Below are 19834 nucleotides of genomic sequence, written 5' to 3'. Positions count from 1 at the left end.
TGTGATTGATATCCCCGCCGCGATGGTGAACCAAGACGCGCTGCGGAAACGCCCACGTGATTTCCGCTGGTCAGTGACGTCGGCAGGTATTGGGCGGCGCCCTCGACCACTGTCGCGTGGTCCCTTCGGGCGGAGAAGGGGATCTTCGTATAGGCACTTCCTGGTAGCATCCGGCTGGGGTTCGTCGCGCTAGTCTCCGTGTTGTCGCCGGATCGCACAGCGAACATCCCCGGCTGCTGCCGAGGATCCTCGGCCGATTCTCCAGTGAATCCCTGGGTGATTTACCGGCAGGGAACTACCCATCGACAAAAGGTGCAAAGATGCGAACCCTAGCTCTGCGGCGGATCCAGTTGACCGTGGCGGCCGTCGGTCTTCTCGTTGTCGCTTTCGGGATCGGCGGCATCGTCCCAGGGGGGATTCAATCCCCCCTGGGTCAGTCGCCCGCGAACCGCGGAGCCGTGAATCTTCTCGCCGACGGCGGCAACGGGGTGGATCACGGCAACGGAGTCGACCACGGCAACGGGGTGGATCACGGCACCGGGGCGGGCCGGGGGCATTAGGGCGCGTGCGGTTGCCGCGGGATCCGCCGCCGGCCGTCGGCTCGGCTCCTGGTCACCGACGACCGTCGGCGGCTCGCGGCCGCGGCCGCGCCGGACGTGCATTCGCCCACGGGACGCCGCCGCGTTCGTCGAGGCGTAGGGCGAGGCTGTAGCCGACGAGCACGATCAGGTGCAGCACGAACAGCCAGAAGCCGACCGCGACGGCCCCGCCGATGGCCCGGAAGCCGCCGAACGGCAGGCCCAGGTCCAGATGGAAAGACAGGAACAGCACGAACCCCTGCACGAAGCCGGCGACGAACGACCCGGTCGCCGCCGCCGCCCACAGCGTCGCCGTCCAGCCCGGCCGCCCCGGCCCCACCACCCGGTAGACGATCACGAGTGTCGCGGTCAGCGCCAGCCAGTCGGCCATGAACGCGACGACCACCCCGAGCCCCGCCGAGGCGTCGCTCTCGGCGAACAGCCGGGCCAGGGTCGGCGTCACGAGGAGCACCGGCAGCAGCAGTACCGGGGCGACGGCGAGCAGCGGCAGGACGCCGAGGCGACCCCGCCACCCGACGAGACCCTCGGTCGTTCCGGCGAGCCGGACGAAGGCCCGCCGCAGCCCCTCGCCGTAGAACGAGGCGGGCACCGCGGCGGCCACGACGACCAGCGGCGACATCGTCAGCGCCGCGTCGAACGCGGCGAGCACGACCGCCGGGGCGCCGAGACCACCCGGCAGCGCGCCGGCCAGGGAACAGCCGAGCTCCGCCGTGCGCGGCCGCCCCAGCAGCAGGCCGAGCAGGTTGACGGCCACCAGCACCCCGGGAACGATCGCGATCGCCGCGTAGTAAGTGACGCCCGCCGCGAGCAGTGCGAGGTCGTGGCCGCGCAGCGCGCCGACCACGTCCCGCCCCAGCACCGTCAACCAGCGCAGCCTCATAAACCAGCGCACCTCATAAACCAGCGCAGCCTCACGAGCCAGCGCAACCTCGTCAACCAACGCAGCCTCATGACGTCCCCGCAGTCAGCCGGCGGTCCTCATCCTGCCCGCCCCGGCCCTGCGCGGTGTTACTCGATGACCCGAAGGGTGGAGGGGACGTCCATCCGGCGGACCCGGCGGGCCGCGGCCAGCGGCGCGACCGCCACCGCGCCGACGCCGAGCAGCAGGATGACGACCAGGGTGCGGCCCGACAGGATCGCCTGCACGCCGAGGTCGGGCAGCGTCTCGGCGAGCAGCACCTCCACGGTGTAGCGCAGCGCCCAGTAGCCGGCGGCGATCCCCAGCAGCGTCCCGACCAGGCCCATCACCGCGCTCTCGGCGACGGTCAGGCCGAGCACGGTGCGGGTGGACAACCCGTAGGCGAGCATCGTCGCGTGCTCGCGGCGCCGCTCGTCCACGGCGATGCTCATCGCGTTGTAGGCGATGAGCACGGCCAGCAGGAGCACCACCACCTCGCCGATGCGCAGGATCCCGACGAAGCTGCGCAGCAGGGCCCGGATCTCCTCGATGCTCGCCGTCGCCGACACCACCGACGCCACTCCCGGGATGGCGGCCAGCGTCCGGGTGGCCGCGTCCCGCCCGTACCCGGCCGCCGGCTGCACGACGACCACGTTGGTGGTTCCGGCGAGCCGGAACGCGCCGGCGTCGGCGTTGTCGAGGAACACCACCGAGCGCACCGGGAAGGCGTGGATGCCGGCGATCCGCTGCGGCGTGTCGACGGTCCGGTAGCCGGTGCCGACCCGCTGCGGATGGCGCAGCGTGATCGTGTCGCCGGGGTGGACGCCCAGGTCGTGGGCGGCCTTCTGGGAGATCAGCAGCCCCCCGGTGGGAGACCCGGAGACGACCGAGGGCGACCACAGCCCGTGCCCGATGTCGAGGATGTAGGTGAGTACGTCGATCGGCGCGGCCGAGGTGTCGCCACCGGCCCGGGTGCCCGCCGCGGTGCCGGTCCGGGCCCCTGGGGCGATGCGGCTGGGCAGCGCCAGCGTGGGATCGGTCTCGGCGATGGCGGGGGAACGGCGCACGGCGTCCACCGTCGGGGAGTTCACCGGTTCGACCCGGGGCAGCATCACCCGCAGCCGGTCGGGGGCGCTGGTTGTCAGGTCCGCCTCGGCCCGGTTCGTGGTGCGGGTGAAGGTGTCCAGCTCGCCGGTGAAGACCACCAGGGCGGTGATCACCGCGGCGATCGCGACGGCGGTGAGCAGCAGCCGGCGCGGGGCGCGCGCCAGGTTGCGCAGCGGCATCTGGGCGAGGCTGCCCCCCGGCAGCCGGGCCCGGCCCAGCAGCCGGACCAGCGGTCCCGTCCCCCCGGCCACGGCGCTTGCCCGGATCGCCTGCACCGGCTCCACCCGCACCGCCCGCCACACCGGCGGCAGGGCGGCGAGCACCGGCAGGACCAGGCCCACGGCCGCGGCCCGGGCGAACACGCCGACCTGGAAGTTCGTGCGCCACACCGGCAGCGGCCACACTCCACGCAGCAGCGCGCCCATCGCGGCCCCCACGACGAGGCCCACCAGGACGCCGGCGACCACGCCGAGCACCCCGACCTGCGCGCCCAGCAGCAGCGGGCGCAGTGCGAGCCGGCGCGGTGCCACCCCGAGCGCCATCCCGATGCCGATCTCCCGGCGCTGTGCGTCGACGACCCGTCCGACCAGGTTGAACGCGGCGAACACCGCCCCGACCAGGACGAGGACGGCCAGCACGTCCCACAGCCGCTGATCGCTGTTCACGTCGTCGTAGAGGATCTGCCGGGTCTGGATGTCGTCCCGGTCGGTCACCGTCACGCTGGTGCCCGGCAGCGCGGCGGCCAGGGCCCGGGACAGCTCGGCGGCGAACGCGCCGGTGTTCGTGCCCGGTCGCAGGGTCAGCACCAGGTCGTTGACGGCGCCGGGCTGCCCGGTGAGCCGCTGCGCGGTCGGCAGCGACGTGTAGAGCACCCCGAATCCGGACTGGGTGACCAGGCCCGGCTGCTCGCCGGGCAGGATGAAGTACTCCGGCGACTGGCCCTGCCCGACGTAGCGCACCTCGCCGCCGCCGCTGGTCCGCACGGTGCCGGTCGGCGGGAGGTGGTTCGCGTTGGCGAAGGTACGGTCCAGCACGCCGACGTCGCGCCCGTCGTCGGCGGGGACCAGCCCGCGTCCCCGAGCCACCGAGACCGCGTCGACCGGCGGCCGGGCGGTCAGGTCGATGCCGACCAGCTCGCCGCGGGAGAGCACGGTGTGCCCGGGGCGGGAGGCGTCGATCTCGGTCGGTAGCACCAGTCGTTCGGCGTCGGCGGTGACGGCCGCCGCGGCCGGCAGCGACCGGACCACCGCCGCGAGCCGGCCCTGCGCCACCGTGGCCCCGGCCCCGACGGCGACCCGCAGATCGTGCACGTTCAGCCGGGCGTAGCTGGCGTCGTAGGACTGCCGCCGCCAGTGCGAGGAGCTGGTCAGGCCGGCGTAGAGCCCCGTGCCGAGGCCGATCATCACGGCGATCGCGACCACGAGCAGCAGGCGCTGGCGCAGCTCGCGCAGCGACCAGCGCCACCACAGCCCCGTCGATGCCATCCGTCCGCCGCCCGACTACCCGTCCGCCAGCGCGCACCCGTGCGCTGGCCTGTGCCCGGTCACCAGCGCAACTCCGTCACCGGCACCTGGCCGCCGGGCGGCGGGCCGTCGTGGACGATCCGCCCGCCGGACAGCTCGATCACCCGGTCCGCGACCCGGGCGATCTCCCGGTTGTGGGTGACGACGAGGACGGTCCGGCCCTGGGCGGACTGGCCGCGCAGCAACTCCAGGATGCGCACGCCGGTGGTGACGTCCAGCTCGCCGGTCGGCTCGTCGGCCAGCAGGATCGGGTTGCCGGTGGCGATGGCACGGGCGATCGCCACCCGCTGCTGCTCCCCGCCGGAGAGCTGGTGGGGGAAGTGCGCGGCGCGCTCGTCGAGTCCCACCCCGGCCAGCACCTCGTCGGTGACCTCGCCGGCCCGGTCCCGTCCGGCGACGTCCGCGCCGAAGCGGACGTTCTCCCGCGCGGTGAGCGCCGGGAACAGGTTGAACGACTGGAACACGAAGCTGACCGCCCGGCGGCGAACCTCCCGCCGGGTCCGCCGGGACGCGCTGGTGACGTCGACGCCGTCGAGCCGCACCGTCCCCGTGGTGGGGGTGTCCAACGTGCCGATCAGGTTGAGCAGCGTCGTCTTGCCGCATCCCGACGGCCCGAGGATCACCAGCAGGCCGCGGGCGCCGACCCGCAGGGTGACGTCCGCGAGCGCCGTGACGCCGGCCGCCCCGCCGTCGTACCGCTTCCCGACGCCGACCAGGTCGATGCGCACCGCCTCGGCTGTTCCGGTCTCGTCGGCTGTTCCGGTCTCGTCGGCTGTCCCGGTCTCGTCGGCTGTCCCGGTCTCGTCGGCTGTCCCGGTCTCGTCCGCCGTTCCGGTTTCGTCCGCCGTTCCGGTTTCGTCGGCCGTTTCGGTCTCCCGATCCGCCGGGCCGCCGGGCAATGCCACGCTCGGCCCCCTGTCGTCGCGGTCCCCGGCCTCCGGTCGCGCCGGGCTCGGGCCAGTATCGGCGCGGCCCGCACGGCGCCGGGGGAACCGGCCGGCGGCCGGATTGCGCGCGCCGCCGGGCAACGCCCCACGAATGCGGTGGCATCCACCGGGGCCCGCCGTCGGGCACGGCGGACCCCGGTGGATGGTGGTCCGGCGGCGGCGCCGCGCATCCGCCGGCGCCCCTGGCGGATGGGGGTGACGCGGCGGCCGCCACCGGTGGGGGAGTGGTCGGCGGACGGGGATGGTCAGGACGGGGATGGTCAGGACGGGAGCCGTCGGGAGGTGTCGGGGCGAGGGGAAGGGTGGCTGCCCGCCGGTGGGCGCCAGGGCGGACCCGCTCGCCGGTGAGGGTTACCGGGGGGTCGGACGCCGGCGCTGGGATGTCGGCGGGCAGCCGGTCTGGTGGGGATGGTGCATCCGGTGCGGGGATCTGGCGGGCTGCCCGCCGTGAGGGGTGCGGCGGGCAGCCCGCAGGTCCGACGCGGTGGGACCGGCGTTGGTCCGGCCCGCGCGGCCGTCGTGCGAGCCCGCCGCGGTCCGCCCTCCGCGGACCGCGGCGGGCCCGGCTAGCGGGTGGGGTGGCTGTGGTGGGGACGCGGTTGCGTGCTGCGGAACCGATCGGAGCCGCCCTCGCGCTGGCGGACCAGCGGCAGGGCGCTGCCGTGCACCGTGCGGAAGCCGGTCGGGCGCCGGTCGGTGGCCGCGTCGTCCACGCCGGCGTCCAGGTCGTCGATGGCGTGGGCGCGGACGGCCACCAGGATCTGGTCCCAGATCGTCTGCGGCAGCCGGTTCTCCCGCATGGTCCCGAGGTGGCGGAACCGGACGATCACCTCGTCCGGCAGGCCGCGGGCGACCTGGCCGCTGCCGGCCCCCCAGGAGGTCCAGCCGAGGGGTCCGTCGTGCGGGGTCAACCGGTCGAACACGCCGGTGCGGACGTCGTGGACGAACGGCGCCCACAGTGCGACGGGAATCCGGACCTCGCGGATCCGCCCGGCGTAGCGGTACCGGACGACCACGTCCGTATGCTGGCTGGCGAACTTCAGCCCGGGGGCGCAGGCCGGCCGCCGCCAACGCAGCGGCGGTTCCCCCGCGGTCCTGCCCGTACAGTCGCCCTGGCCCACCCGCCCGTCCATGGGTTCGTCTCCCGTCCTGGCCAGTCCGCCCGCGGCAACGGTCCACCGGGGGCCGCAGGCGGCCCATCGGGAGCCCGATGCGGGGGTGGGAGATGTGGTGGTCGGGCCCGTGCCGGTGGAGGACCGGCGTACGCAGACCCGGTGTGTGCGCTCGGTGCTGGTGCCCGGTGTGCGGGCAGGGTCCGGGAGAGGACCGGTGCGTGCGGTGCCCGTGGCCCTCTCCCGGTGTGCCTCACCGCCCATGAAGACCCGCGCGGCGATCCGCCCATCGCAGTGGGTGATCGAGTGCGGGCGGGGCAGCCACCCTCGGCGGAATCCGACGTCCCAGGAGGAGGATCCCGTCGACATCATCAGGTGTCCTCCTCGCCTCGGTAGCTGGGAAGCGGGCTGCGCGTCCGCCGGTGGACACATCACACCGTGCTGGGCGTATCTGGGACAGAGTGCAACGAGCCGTTGCGGCCGCGCGCATATTCGTTGCGCCTGATCGGCGGCTTCGGGCTTCGTCGGAGACGAGAACGCCGTGTTCGGTCGGTGATTACACACCGTCGTTGCCGGGCCGACCGCCATCAGGGCTCTCCCGCCGTGAGCGGAGAGGGTCGCCGACCAGCTCCGCCTACCTGTGGCGGTACTGCTGATGCCTGCCTGCGCGCATTCAGCCTACGAGAGTTCCGCGCAATTGGCATTGATCAAAGATGGTCTGTTTTGTTGTCGGGTGAGAATTGACTACCCGTGTCGTCGCCGTTGCGTGCGGGCAGAGGATATCAATTCGGCTTGGCCGTTGGAGGATCTGGGTGTGGGTGACGGTTGGGCTGTAGTTCACCCGGTGTGATACCGAGAAGGTGGCCCCTCCTGTCGGACCGCCGAGCGTCCGCCAGAACGTGTCCCGCCTCCGCGCCCGACCTCCGCGCCGGCCAGGCGCCCCACCTGCGGCGCCTGGCCACCGGTGGCGCGACTTGTCGAAACCCTACCTCGAAATGGCGGCCACTTCCGGGGCGCCGAACCGCCGTTACGGCAGCTCGGCGTCATCCGGCGGCTCGGCCCCATCTCCGAGTAGGGCGCCATCTCCGAGTAGGGCGCCATCTCTCCGAGTAAGGCGCCTTGCCGGAGTAGGGCGTCATGCCCGCGTGGGCCGAAAGTCGAGAGGGCCGGCGGGCAGGCCGGACGGGTCCGGCGGTTTCGCGCCGGACCCGCGGTTCACCAGGTCAGCACGAGCCGGCCGCGGACGCCGCCCTTCTCCAGGAGGTGGTGGGCCTCGGCGGCCTGCTCGACCGGAATGGTCTTCGCCACCCGCAGGGTGAGGGCGCCCTCCTCGACGAGCTGGCGCAGCCGGTCGAGCTTGGCCTGCTCGCGCGCGTAGGAACGCACCCACACCTGGTGGATCGTGATCCCACGCTCGGTCTCGCCCTGGAACGGGCGGACGGCGGCGAACCCGCCGCCGTCGCGGATCGCGCCGAGCAGGGCGTCGTTCTGGATCGAACCGTCCGCCAGCCCGTCCACCCCACCTGGCACCGCCGCCCGGATCCGCTGCGCGACGTCGTCGCCGCGGCGCACCACGATGTCGGCGCCGAGCCCCCGGACGAGCTCGGTGTCCGCCTCGGAGGCGTCGGCGACGACCCGCAGCCCATCGGCCTTGGCCAACTGGACGGTGTAGCCACCGAAGCAGCCGGCCGCCCCCGTCACCGCCAGCGTCTGACCGGGGGTGAGGCCCAGCAGGTCGAGCGCCAGCCGCGCGGTGAGCCCGTTCATCGGCAGCGTCGAGGCGGCCACGTCACCGACGCCCGCGGGGACCCGCGCGACGGACTCGGCCGGCACCACCACCTGCTCGGCGTAACCGCCGTTCGACGCGGCGGGAACGACGATCGCCATCACGTGGTCGCCGATCGCGAGATCCGTCGACACCCCCTCGCCGATCTCGTCGAGGACGCCGGCGACGTCCATCCCCGGCACGTAGGGCGGCGCCCATTTCGACAGCCATTTCGCCCGGTCACCGCTGCGGGTGAAGGTGTCCGTCGGACTCACGGTGGCGGCGGCGGACCGGATCCGGACCTCGCCCGGACCGGCATGCCGCTCGGGCACGTCCACGATGCGCAGGGCCTCCGGCCCGCCGAACTCGACCACTCCCACGGCTCTCATGACAGACGACCCTAACGCCGTCCACCCTCCCGCCGCGCTGGGAATGCGCTGGGGCGAGCCACGTGCGCCGCCGCAGTCGGACCGACGCATTCCGCCGCCGAAAGGGGCGGATGAACAACCCAGGCAAGACGCATTGTGGTCGACTCGGTACTCTTGCCGACATGGGGGTGGATCTCGGCGCCGATCGGTCCCTCCGGCGGATCGACCGGACCGTGGGGGCGGTGCTGCAGGCGCAGCGGGATCTCTCCGGATGGCTGGACGGCCGCCGCGGAGATGACCGGTTTCTCCGCTTTGGAAATCATTTCCGAATACTCGACGGGGTGCTGGGCGAGATGCTCGCCGCCCTGGCCGGCCGGGCCGGTTCCCTGCGGGAGCTGGGCGACAGCGGCGCGCGCTACGACGGATGCCGGTCGGCGGAGACGATGCTGACCGTCGTGCGGCGCACGTTCGACTGGTATCGCGAACGTTATGACCAGCGGCTCGACGAGCGGCTGGGCCCGATTCTGCTCGCCGCCGACGAACTCGTCCGGTCGTGCTGGTCGCAGCCGTTCGCGGCGATGGGGCTGCCCGCGCCGACCGGTCCGCTCGCCTACATCGACCCGCGTTTCAACGCCTTCGCCGTCACCCGGTCGAGCATGCCGGTGGCGCTGCGGCCGCCGGCCCGCACCGACGCGGTGGACGAGGCCGTCCGCGCCCTGCTGCGCGAGCTGCCGATCCCGGCGATCGCCCTGCCGGAATGGGCCACGCGCCAGGCGTGGTGGTTGGCCCCGGCGGCCCACGAGACCGGCCACCACGTCCAGCGGGACCTGATGGCGGGCCTGCCCGACCTGACCCGCGCCGCGCTGGACCACGCGGTGCGCGCAGCCTCGGGCGGTGACGCGGAGCTCGCCGCCCAGTGGTCGGGCTGGCAGGCGGAGCTCTTTGCCGACGCCTTCTCCGCCGTCATGATCGCCGATGCGGCGGCGTGGGCGGTCGACGAGCTCGAACACGCCGCGCCCACTCGCCTCGCCGGGCTGTCCCCACCCGGCCACCCGTACCCGCCGCCCCTGGTCCGCCGCGCTCTGCTCGGCGAGCTCGTCCGCCGCGTCCGCGGCGAGCACCCGGCCACCCATCCCATGGGCGTACTGACGACGGTCGCCGCGGCCGAGGCGTGGCTGGCGGACACGAACGCCGCCGGGCCGACCGCGGCCGAGCTGCGCCGGCACCTGGCCGTCGTGCCCGCCGTCGCCCAGGCCCTGCTCGCCCTGCCGATCGGCGCCCCCACGCTGCTCGCCGTCGCCGGCGTCGACCCGGCCTGGTTCGACCCCGGCGGCCGCATCGCGAGCTGGACGAGGGCCCTGCGCAGTGACCCGGTGCCGATTAGCCCGCATGCCCGCCGGTCGCGTCCGGCCGCGCGCCTGGCCGTGCAGGCCGGCGTCGCCGCGCACCTCGCCGTCGCCGGCGAGCAGCTCGACGACCTGCACCGTCGGTTCGCCGCACTGCTGCGCACCTGCGGCGAACCGGGGGTGCTCGCCGGCTCGCCCCCGCCCGGCGACGTGGCCGCTCTCGCCGCCCGCCTCACCACGTGGTTGCTCGCCCGCGGCGACACCCTGCCCGCCGAGGCCGATCTGCCCGCCGAGGCCGAGATGAAGGTTCGTTGACGATGACGGGATCTCGGCGAGGTCAACTGACGAACGGGGGTCCGCCGCGCCGCCCGGGAATCCGGTGGGCGGCGGACTCACGGGCGGAGGTGCGTGCGTGACGGCCCTGGAATCTTCGACCCTGGCCGAGGGACGGTGAGGATCCCCCGGGTCCTCGTCGACGTCGAGGACCGTGGGGACGGATGGACCGTGCACGTGCGGGGCGCGGGGATCACGGCTCGGTACGGGATGGCCGCGGTGGTGGTGACCGACGTCGACGGGCTGCCGCGGCGAGTGCCGACCTGGTGGGTCGAGCCGGCGGGTCCGCCCGCGCTGCCCACGCCCGCCGCGCCCGACGGCGCCGAGGGGACCGACGGTGCCGCCGCGCCCGACGGTGCCGCCGCGTGGGAACCGCTAGCCGACGCCGATCTCGTGGTGGGGCCGCAGCTCGCCGCGGGGCCGCGGCCCGGTGCCGGGTCGTCCCGTCCGCGTTCGCGTCCGCGGTGGGGCCGGGAGATGGGACTGTGGGCGGGCGCGCATCAGGATCATCCTCCCGGTCACGGTCACCCTGCGGCTCACGCCGGCCGTTCGGGCGGCTCGGCGCCCTCGGCGCTGTCCGTGCCCGGTGCGGGCCCGTCGTTCGGGCCGGGCGAAGCGGACCCGGCACTGGCCGCGGTGTGCGCCGGCGATCCGGGCGAGATCTCCGGCCTGCTGGCCCGGATCGCCGGCCGGGAGCTGCGCGACAACGACGCCCAGCTCTACGGCCGGTGGCTGTTCGAGTGCCTGCTCGCGCCGGTGTGGAGACGCCTGCTCGCCGCGCCCGCGGTGCACGCCGCCCGGGGGGTGGAGCTCGCATTGCGCTGGCCGGCGGACGACACGGCGCTGGCCGGCCTGGTGTGGGAGGCGATGCACGACGGGGAGGCGCCGCTCGCCGGGCATCCTCGGGCGCTCGTCGCCGTCACCCGGGTGGTGCCCGCCGCGACGCCGGCCCCGGCGACGATCCGGCGGGTGCCGCGGGTGCTGTTCGTCGCCGGTTCCGCCCTCGACGACGTGGTGATCCGCCCGGGGGCGATGTTCATGGGCCTGATGCGCGCCTTCGAGGCGGAGGGCCTGTGCGTCTCGCGGGCGATGACGAACGCGACGCTCGACGACATCGGCGAGGCGTGCGCGCACTTCGAGCCGGACGTCGTCCACCTGGTCGCGCACGGTGACATCAGCGAACACCGCGCGGTTCTCCGCGTCGCCGATCCCGGTGAACCGGACGGGTTCCGCTTCGTCGACGGCGAGACCCTGGCGCTCGCGCTGCGCGGCCCGGCGGGGATGCCGGTGGCGGTCATCCTGAGCGTCTGCGGCAGCGCCCGCCCCGGTGGCCCGGACGCGGGCGGCCCCGGCGACGGGCCGGCGGGAAACGGAAACGCCGATGCGCCTCCGGACGCGGCCCGGGCCGCCGGGCGGTCGCTCGCGGCCGAGCTCGCCGTGCGCGGCGTGCCGATCGTCGTCGCGATGTCCGGGGAGGTCAGCGAGCAGGCGAGCCGGTTGTTCACCCGCCGGTTCGTGCGAGCGGTGCAGCAGGGTGCTTCGGTGGTCGACGCCGCCGCGGCCGGGCGGCGTGCGGCGCTGCTGCACGGTGACCCGCCGAGCCGGTATCTCGACTGGGCGATGCCGACGCTCGTCCTCGCCGAGAACGTCCCTGCGGACCTGCGGGTGGTCGACCCGGCGCCGGTGCTCGGGCTGCGCCGGGCCGCCGAGAGCCTGGGGCTGCGCCAGGCGCCGGTGTTCATCGGCCATGACAGGGTGCTCGCGGCGACTGACGCGCTGACCGCCCCGGCGGCCGAAGCCTGCCCCGGGTTTGTCGCCGCGGTCGCCCAGGATTCGATGAGCGGCCTGGGTGGGAGCCGGCTGCTGCGCGAGGTCGGGCTGCGCCTGCTGCGCACGGGGCATCTGCCCCTGCTCATCGGCCCCTTCGGTGACGGCGCCGCGCCCCCGGACCTGCGTGCGGTTGTCAGCCAGATCCTCGAGAAGGCGATCATGATCGCCGAGGTGCTGGGGATCGACCCGCCGCCGCTGACCGTCCTCGACGCCGATCCCGACTCGCGGCTCGCGGGCACCGTCAGTCCGCAGGCGTTGCGCGGCGTCGGCACCGAGGCGCGGTTCGACTTGCTCTACGACGCGGTCGCGGAGTTCGCCGCCGGGTCGGCCCCGCTGCCCGGACCAGGGCTGCGCCACCGCCTCGCCCGCGACCTGGGCGCACTCGCCGACGCGGCCGTGGCCGCCGGCGAACCGTTCGGCGCGGCGACGCGGGTGGTCGTGCTCGGCGACGAGGTGCACCGGTGGGTCGGCGGGCTGCGGCCGCTGCTGGCGATGATCCGCCGCGACGGGCTGGGCAGCCCGGACCGGCCGATCCCCGTGGTCGTCACCGCCTCCCTGGTGGAGCAGGAGGGGGTGTTTCTCAAGGACTTCCGGGACGGTCAGGCCGGCCAGCCCGGCTTCGTTTTCCCGGAGCTGGCCCCGATGCCCCCGGCGAGCGCCATACTGGGATATCAGTGGGTGCTTCTCCACCCGTGGCATCCGAGTTATCCGTTCGTCTACACCGCCGCGCGGCACGCGTCACGGGCGAGAATCGAGAAGACCCTCGGGCGCTTGCAGGGCAAACCCACCGCTGTCCGCGAGGGCCTGTATTTCGTCGCCGCGATTCTCACCGATTACGAGGCCTTCGTCGCCGCCGACGACGAGGGCGCCCTGCGAGCCTACGAGGAGCAGGTCCGGTGAGGTCGTCGCCGCCCCCGCCCACCGGACGCCCCGCCGGGACGACCGGCCCCGGCGGCGATCCCACCGAGGATCCGCAGCCGGACGTCGGCGCGTTGCTGGCACGGGCACGCGTGGCCACCCTGGCGGCGTTCGAGCCGACCCGACTGTGTCGGCTGGCGCTGGTGCCCGAGTGGACGGACGCCACCGCCGCCCTGTTCGGCCTCGTGCCCGCCGACGAGCTGGCGGCGCTGCTCACCCGGCTCGACGAGGCCGGTCTGATCGAGCGGCGGCGTGCCCTCGGCCCCCGCCGGACGGTCCGGCAGGTGTTCTGGCTGCGGGCGTCCCGGCGCGACGAGGTCGGCCGCCACCTGCGCGAGCTGGGTCTCGACGTAGACGCCGAGGTCGACGCGCTCAGCGAGGTGATCGCGGCGGCGACCGAGGCGCCCGCGGGGGAGCTCGCCCGCGAGTTCGCGCCCTGGCTGGAGGTCGCCGTCCAGCACCGGCGCGACCATTCCGGGTCCAGCCTGTTCCAGCGGGTCGACAGCCTCGTCACCGCCGCCGGATCCGGCCCGGGCAGCCGCGTCGAACCGCCTGCGGGGCTGGCCGCCGCGGCCCGGCTCGTGGCCGCGGCGCGGACGATCGGCGCGGTCTGCGGGGGCACGCTCGCCGAGGCGGCCCGCCGGGCCGGCTGGCGGCTCGACCGGGCCCACCGCGACGCCCAGGATGCCGAATACCTGCGCGACTACCAGAACCGGGCCGAGGCCGAGGACGCGCTCGGTGAGCTGCTCGCCGAGGACGGGCCGAGCACGCCATGGGCGGTGCACCTGCTCGGCGCGGGCGGCATCGGCAAGACGATGGTGCTGCGCTACCTCGCCTCGGGCACGTTCGCGGCCGCGCGGGGCCTCGCGCCGTTCCCGGTCGCGCGCGTCGACTTCGACCATCTCGATCCCCGCTACCCCGAGCACCGGCCCGCCGAGGTGCTGCTCGCCCTCGCCGACGAGCTCGCCGGCTACGGGGCCAGCCGCGGCTGGTATCACTCGTACCGGCGTTTCCGCGACGCGGCGAACGCCCTGCACGAGCAGCTCGGCCGCACCGGCCCCGAGTCCGGGCCGCCCGGGCAGGTCTACGGCTCGGCGGTCTACCCGGACCACGGCCCGGTCCGGTCGACCGCGGGCGCGCTGCGGGCCGCCGCCGCGCAGACGATCCGGACCCTGTTCGACGACGTCGTCCGCACGTTCGCCCGGGTGCTGCGGGAACTGGGCCGGCCGCGGGTCGTTCTCGTGCTCGACACCTGCGAGGAACTCGCCAAGCTGTACGCGCCGGGCACCGCGGCCCCGGCCATCGACCGCACCTTCGACCTGCTGGAACGGCTGCACGCCGAGCTGCCGGGCGTCCGGGTCGTCCTCGCCGGTCGCCGCCCGCTCATCCCCCCGTCCGACGCGGGGCAGCGCGCCGCCGGGCCGGTCCTGTTGACCCGCGCCTACGTCCGGGTCGTCCCGGTCGCCGGCTTCACCGCCGCCGAGGCCCACCGCTACCTCGACGCACCGCGCAGCGAGCCGGACGCCGGGCTCGACGACATCGAGCTGGCCGCCTCCTCCCGGGCGACCATCCGGCCCGGTCACCTGGGGCGCCGGCGTGGCGGCGCGTTGCGCACCGCGCTGCTGGAACAGGCTCGCATGCCGCCCACCCCGGCGGGCGAGGTCCGCTACAACCCGTTCGAGCTCGCCGCCTACCGGGAGTGGATCGCCCGCGAGCCCGACCTCGACCCGGCCGTGCTGCGCGCCGCCGGCGATCCGCTGGTGGAACGGCGCATCATCGCCCGCCTCGCCGACGACAACGCCCGCGGCGCCCTCGCCATCGCCGCCGAGCTCGGCCGCTTCGACCTCGGCATGATCAGCCCCGCGCTGCGCCGGGCCGGTCTCGACCCGCAGGCCGCGTTCGACGGTCTCACCGCCCAGGAGTGGATCCACGTCCGCGCGCTGGGCTCCCGGGGTGAACCGCTGGTGATCGAGGTCGACGAACACCTGCGCGACCGCATTCGGATCGCCGTCGCAGCCGCCGCCGAGCCCGAGCGGTACCCGCTCGACCGGGCCCGGCTCGGCCGGGACGCGGCCGCGCTGGTCACCGCCGGTCCGCTGGCGGCGGTCACCGCCGAGGCCGTCGAGACCGCGGTGCGGCTGCTGCCGGTCACGGACGCCGCCGTCTTCTGGGCCGACCTGGAGGAACGGATCGTCGCGTCCGGCGAATGGGGCTGGGCGGCCCAGGTCTGCGTGCGCGCCGCCGGCGTCGAACGCCTGCGCGCCGACGGCCCCGCGCCCTCCCCGGCGCCGCGCCCGTCCGACCCGCCGCGCCCGTCCGACCCGCCGCGCCCGTCCGACCCGGACCGACGTTCGTCGAACCCGACGATCCTGGCGGCGATCCTCGCGACCCAGGCCGCCGCCCGCATCCACGTTGGGGATCATGCCGCGGTCCAGGCCCTGTGGGCCGGGGTGCTCGACCACGCGCCCCGCCATCCCCTGGCCGAGCACAGCGGCGTGCTTCTCGCCAGGGCCGTGCTCGGGCTGGTCGCCGCCGAGAATGCGTCCTCGCCGATCAGTGTCACCGCCTTGACCGATCCCCGGCCGACCTCCAACTGGCCCCGGCCGCCCGATGCCCGGTCGACCCGGCCCGCGGAGTCACGCGATTCCTCCGGCGGGCTTCTCATCGACGCCCTCGACGCCGTTCCCGCCGGGTCGCTGCTCGCGGCCGCGGAGGCCGTCGCCGAAGGCGGGCTGCCCGACAGCGGCCTGGCGGCAGGCCTTGACCGGTTCGGCGCCGACCACGCCCTGCCCGGCCGGGCCGTCACGGCCGCGTTGCTAGCGGGCTCCGTCGGCTACTTGGCGGCTGCGGCGGGGTACACGGCGGGCATCCTCCGGGGCCGGTCGAACGATCCCTCGGCGGCGGGGCCGGCCAACCGCCGGGAGATCGCTGATCTGCTCGGCGCCGCGCGCCGGGCGCCGGGCGCGGACGATCCGGCGGTCGCGCTTGTCACCGAACTCGTCGAGACCGTCCTGGCGTTACGCCTGCCTGCCGCGGCGGGCGCGTCGCCAGCCGCACTGCTCGCGGCGATCGAGCGGTTCGAACCGGCGGCCGCCCGGCAATGGGCCGACTGGGTGGTGCCCCCCGGGCTGGTCGATCGCGCCCATCTCGCCGTGCTGCTGCTGCTCGCCCGCGAGGCTCCACCGGTCGAGCCGCCCGATCTGTCCGCACACTGGCTGGACGAGATCCTTCGGCGCACCGGGGACATCGACGCCGAGCGGCGCGTCGCCGCGGCCGTCCACCTCACCCTCGACCATCATGTGATCTTCCGATCCACGCTCGAGCGCCTCAACGAGCATCTCGGCTACGTGGCCGGACGGCATCCGACGAGCTGGTTGCATCGTCAGATCCGCCCGCTCGCGGTCGAGGTCGCCGACGCGTGGGCGCTGCTCGACGAGCCGCACCGGGCGGCCGAGATCATCGTCGGGTACCGCGAGGCGGCGAGGGCGCAAGGCGACGACCTCGCCGCCGTCGAGCAGTGCGAGCTGGCCCTGCTGGCGCTGTGCCGCCGTTACCGGACCACGGAGTTCAGCCCGTCGATCCGCCAGCTCGCGCGGGCGGGCTCGGTACCGGTGCGGGCCGAGGCGTGGCTGGTGCTGACCCTGATCGGAGGGCAACGGCCGGACAGCCCCGCGGAGGCGGGTAGCTGGCACGCCTGGTGGCGCTGCCAGGACCACGAATCGCTGACCCGTCGGGCGTGGCCGGGTTCGCGGGTCGTCCTGCCGTCCCCGCCGCCGGCCGACGAGCCGGGCTCGCCAGCGGGGACGGGCGTGGTGGATCGCTTCGAGTGGCGGACTCTGGGCTTTGGATCGGCCGGGTCGACCGCCGATGACCCCGGGGACCTTGTCCGCCTCACCGACCCGCAGGCACGGCTGCGTGGTGCCGCGCTGCTGTGGGACCCGCGCCGCCCGTCCGGATCGTCCCTGCGCGCCCGGCGGTCGCCTTCGGGCGGCGACCCGGTGGCCCTCGTCCTGGCCGCGCTGCCGCCGCTGGCTGGCGCCCGCGCGGCGATGGCGGTCGCCGAGGTCCTCGCCCCGCGGCTGCCCGCGCACGCCGCTGCCCTGCTCATCCGCCCGTTCGATCCCGCGCCGACCTCCGCTGCGGAACGGATGCTGGAACGCCCGTCCGCTCTCGCGCCGCGTTCGGTGGCGGACCGGCTGCGGGACGCCGGTGACGAGTTCGGCGCCCAGTCCGCGGCCGTGCTCGGCGCCCGCCTGCGCCAGCGCGCCGGGCAGGCACCCGACCCGCAGACGGCCGCGCCGCCCTCGTGGCGGCTGGTTGCCTGGCCGGGCTGGCTCGAACGCCTCGCGCTGGCGCAGGCCGGGCCGAATCAGGGGCAGGCGGGAGGGGAGCGCCGGCCCACTGGCGGCCCGGCGGAGGTGACTCGACCGTCCCCGCCGCCCGAACTGTCCCTGGCGGTGGTGCCGCCACCCCCCTGGGATGACCCGCCGGTCCCGCCGGTCGCCGCTGCGGACCGCGGTGGCTGGGGCGGCCTGGACGACCCTGGCGAGCCGGACGACGATCGCGGGCCGCCCCGATCGGCCGATCCGTGGCGGCGATCCGAACCGGTCGCGGTGAGCCGCAGTCCCCGGCGACGGGCACGCATCGGGGTGGGAGTGGTCGCGGCGGTGCTGCTGGTCGTGGCCCTGGCTGCGCTGATCGTCGCGTTCCCGCGGTCCGGGCGCGCGGTCAGGACGGGCGGGGGCACCTCCTGGTGGGACGGGGACGTGGCGCTGCCCGCCCTGCTGATCCCCGGCATCCTGCTCGTACTGGCATCGGTGGCGACACTGTCCGCCTGGGCCGCCGGCGGCCTGCGGGAGGTGCTTGCGTCGCTGCTTTCCGGGCGCGGCGGTTCGCGTGGGGCCCGGCGTCGCAGCGCCGCCCCCGTCCCGCCGGACCGCCTGCGCCTGCGGGTCGGCTCACCGATCCAGATCCGGGACGGCCGGTACACGGCCATCGCCCTGCCCCCGCGCCTGGTGAAGCCGGTCGTCACCTCGGAACCGACCCGGAGCTGGTTGTTGTGGTCGGACCGGCCGTGGCCCCTGATCGACCGGGTCCTGCCCGCCCGGTTGCTGTGGCGGCTGGACGGGCAGCGGGCCACGTTCGTGCGCCGGCGCCGCTGGCGTGCCTGGGAGCGCCGACGCCTGTGGCTGATCCCGCTCGTGGTCGCGGACGAGGCGCGGGGCGAGGACTGGGAACGGCGGCTCGCCGCGACCGCACCGCCGCAGTCCGCCCGCACGATCGTCTTCGTGCGCTTCGGGTCCAGCGGCTTCCAGCCGGTCGGCAACCAGTTGGCCCGCTCGGGGCCGGCAGGTACCTTCCGCGGTCCGCGTCACCTGCGTCCCGACGACGGCCTGGCTGGCTCGGCCGTCATCGCACAGGCGATCGGTACTCCCGTGCGCACCATGTCGGGAATGCGTTTGCGGGTAAGCGACGACGCGTCGACCTCGTCCGCCGCGGATGAGGAGAACACGCTGGGGATCGAGGACCTCCACGTCGGTGACGTCCACCTCGCCGTGCTGCAGGCCGATCCGATGGACGGCGCGGCGGCGCCCCTGGGTGAGGATCGGGCGGGTTTCGTCGATCTGGCCATCGCCGCGCTCGACGCGGGGGCCCCGGCGGTGCTGGTGATTCCACCCCTGCCCGACGAGCTTGCGGCCGCGGTCGGTGCGGTGGTGCGCGAGACGGTCGATCTCGCGATGCGGGGCGGGCTCGGCCGCGCCGGACCGCTTCTGGCGCCGGTCTACGCCGCCCGCCGGGTCAAGGACCTGATCTACGAGGCCGCCTCCGACGACGGGCCGGTTCACCCGGATGCCACCGTGGCGGTCGATCCGCGTCCGGGCGACGATGTCCTGCTGCTGCGCTGACGGCCCCTGCGCCAGCCCGGGTGGGACGGGCCTCACCCGGGGTGGCCGCCGCTGTCAGGGGGCGAGCAGGGCGGCGAGGGTGAGGGCGGCGAGGGCGGGGTCGTCGCGGGCGGGCAGCAGGGCGATCACCTCGTCGGCGACGGTGGCGCCGGGGTCGCCGAAGGCGGCCTGTTCGGGGCCGGCGTCCAGGGCGGCGGCGATCGCGGCGGCGATCCGGGGGCGGTCGGACTCGACGTAGTCGGCGGACGTCCAGGCCAGGGTGACGGCCTCGGCGCGGTGGTCGGCGAACGCCCCCGCGCGCCCGTGCGCCCGCGCCAGCCGGGCCTGGCCGATCAGCGCCGTCATCGCCGGCGACAGCCAGACGTCGTGCTCGGTGCGGGTCTCGACCCGCACGACCAGGTAGTCGACCCCGGTCAGCCGCCGTTCTGCGTCACCGTGTGCGCCGCCGGCGCCGGCTGGGCCGCCGCGGACGGCGAGCCGGCCGTCGGCGTCGATCGTGAGCTCCCCGGGCAGCGAGCCGGGCGGGGCGTTCACGACGGCGAGGTGGCCGGCCTGCACCGGCTGGCCGCCGCCACCGGGACTGATCATCGCGTAGTGGACGCCGAGGACCGGATCGTCGCCGGACGCGCCGATCAGCGAGTCCAGGCCGGCGGAGATGGCGTTCGCCACCGACGCCGCGGTCGCCAGGGGCGGCCCGAGCAGCTCGGCGAAACCGGCGACGAGCGAGGCGGCCGTGCCCAGCGGACCCGTCTGGGTCGCCTGGTAGACCGCCGCCTCGATCTCCACGGTGCCGCCGTTGAACGGCAGCAGCGGGGTGATGGGGAAATCAAGCTGGTCGCCGGGCACCGCCCAGGCGGCGGCCGGCCGCGAGAACGTCGTGAACGCGACCGGCGCGCCGGCGCCGAACGTCAGCGACGCGCCGGCATGCAGCACCGGGAAGCGGTCGTTTCCCCAGCTCCGTGCCTTCGCGAGGAAACCCTCGGCGAGCCACAGCCGCAGATATCCCTGCGCCGGCCAGATCGGCGCCGATCCCGGTGCCGGCAGAAAACACGTCGTCACGTGTTCGGCGTCCGCGGCGAAGCCGCTTTTTATCCGTGCCCACAATCCCCCCGCCACATTGCGCAGCCTACCGTGGGCGGCATTCCCGCGGCCCGGTGCCGGAATCGGCGTGACAAGCCGGGC

General features: G+C 75.0%; 10 protein-coding genes. 3 read left to right on the top strand and 7 right to left on the bottom strand.

Going from position 1 to position 19834, the window contains the following annotated elements:
- Positions 1 to 329: 329 nt before the first annotated feature.
- The 6 genes from AC5R91_RS12145 to AC5R91_RS12120 form a co-directional block, all read right to left on the bottom strand.
- On the bottom strand, positions 330 to 533 hold the full coding sequence (locus AC5R91_RS12145; protein ID WP_495397253.1) for a hypothetical protein: 204 nt from the start codon (positions 531 to 533) through the stop codon (positions 330 to 332).
- A gap of 79 nt (positions 534 to 612) precedes the next feature.
- Positions 613 to 1539 (bottom strand): YhjD/YihY/BrkB family envelope integrity protein, encoded by a 927-nt coding sequence (locus AC5R91_RS12140; RefSeq protein WP_495397252.1) that lies wholly within the window; start codon positions 1537 to 1539, stop codon positions 613 to 615.
- Positions 1540 to 1607: 68 nt separating this feature from the next.
- The gene (locus tag AC5R91_RS12135; RefSeq protein ID WP_495397251.1) at positions 1608 to 4088 is read right to left on the bottom strand and encodes an ABC transporter permease; all 2481 of its coding nucleotides are present in this window, start codon (positions 4086 to 4088) and stop codon (positions 1608 to 1610) included.
- A gap of 59 nt (positions 4089 to 4147) precedes the next feature.
- The gene (locus AC5R91_RS12130; RefSeq protein WP_495397950.1) at positions 4148 to 5026 is read right to left on the bottom strand and encodes an ABC transporter ATP-binding protein; all 879 of its coding nucleotides are present in this window, start codon (positions 5024 to 5026) and stop codon (positions 4148 to 4150) included.
- Positions 5027 to 5640: 614 nt separating this feature from the next.
- Positions 5641 to 6207 (bottom strand): hypothetical protein, encoded by a 567-nt coding sequence (locus AC5R91_RS12125; RefSeq protein ID WP_495397250.1) that lies wholly within the window; start codon positions 6205 to 6207, stop codon positions 5641 to 5643.
- A gap of 1194 nt (positions 6208 to 7401) precedes the next feature.
- Positions 7402 to 8340, bottom strand: a complete 939-nt coding sequence (locus AC5R91_RS12120; RefSeq protein ID WP_495397249.1) for an NADP-dependent oxidoreductase — start codon at positions 8338 to 8340, stop codon at positions 7402 to 7404.
- A 221-nt stretch (positions 8341 to 8561) separates the two neighbouring features.
- Here AC5R91_RS12120 and AC5R91_RS12115 point away from each other — a divergent pair, with 221 nt between their 5' ends.
- From AC5R91_RS12115 to AC5R91_RS12105, 3 genes are all read left to right on the top strand, one after another.
- The gene (locus tag AC5R91_RS12115; RefSeq protein WP_495397248.1) at positions 8562 to 9980 is read left to right on the top strand and encodes a serine/threonine-protein kinase; all 1419 of its coding nucleotides are present in this window, start codon (positions 8562 to 8564) and stop codon (positions 9978 to 9980) included.
- A 135-nt stretch (positions 9981 to 10115) separates the two neighbouring features.
- Positions 10116 to 12728 carry a CHAT domain-containing protein gene (locus AC5R91_RS12110; protein ID WP_495397247.1) on the top strand — a complete coding sequence of 871 codons (2613 nt, stop codon included), beginning with the start codon at positions 10116 to 10118 and terminating at the stop codon, positions 12726 to 12728.
- On the top strand, positions 12725 to 18652 hold the full coding sequence (locus tag AC5R91_RS12105; RefSeq protein ID WP_495397246.1) for a hypothetical protein: 5928 nt from the start codon (positions 12725 to 12727) through the stop codon (positions 18650 to 18652). The genes AC5R91_RS12110 and AC5R91_RS12105 overlap by 4 nt, the downstream gene beginning before the upstream one ends.
- 54 nt (positions 18653 to 18706) lie before the next feature.
- Here the strand turns inward: AC5R91_RS12105 and AC5R91_RS12100 are convergent, their stop codons facing one another.
- Entirely contained in the window at positions 18707 to 19768 is a 1062-nt protein-coding gene (locus AC5R91_RS12100; RefSeq protein WP_495397245.1) for a hypothetical protein, read from the bottom strand.
- Positions 19769 to 19834: the final 66 nt, after the last annotated feature.

The sequence above is a fragment of the Frankia sp. BMG5.60 genome, assembly GCF_059428125.1.
The sequence above is the reverse complement of the archived record's forward strand: the minus strand, read 5'-3'. Positions and strand labels throughout refer to the sequence as shown.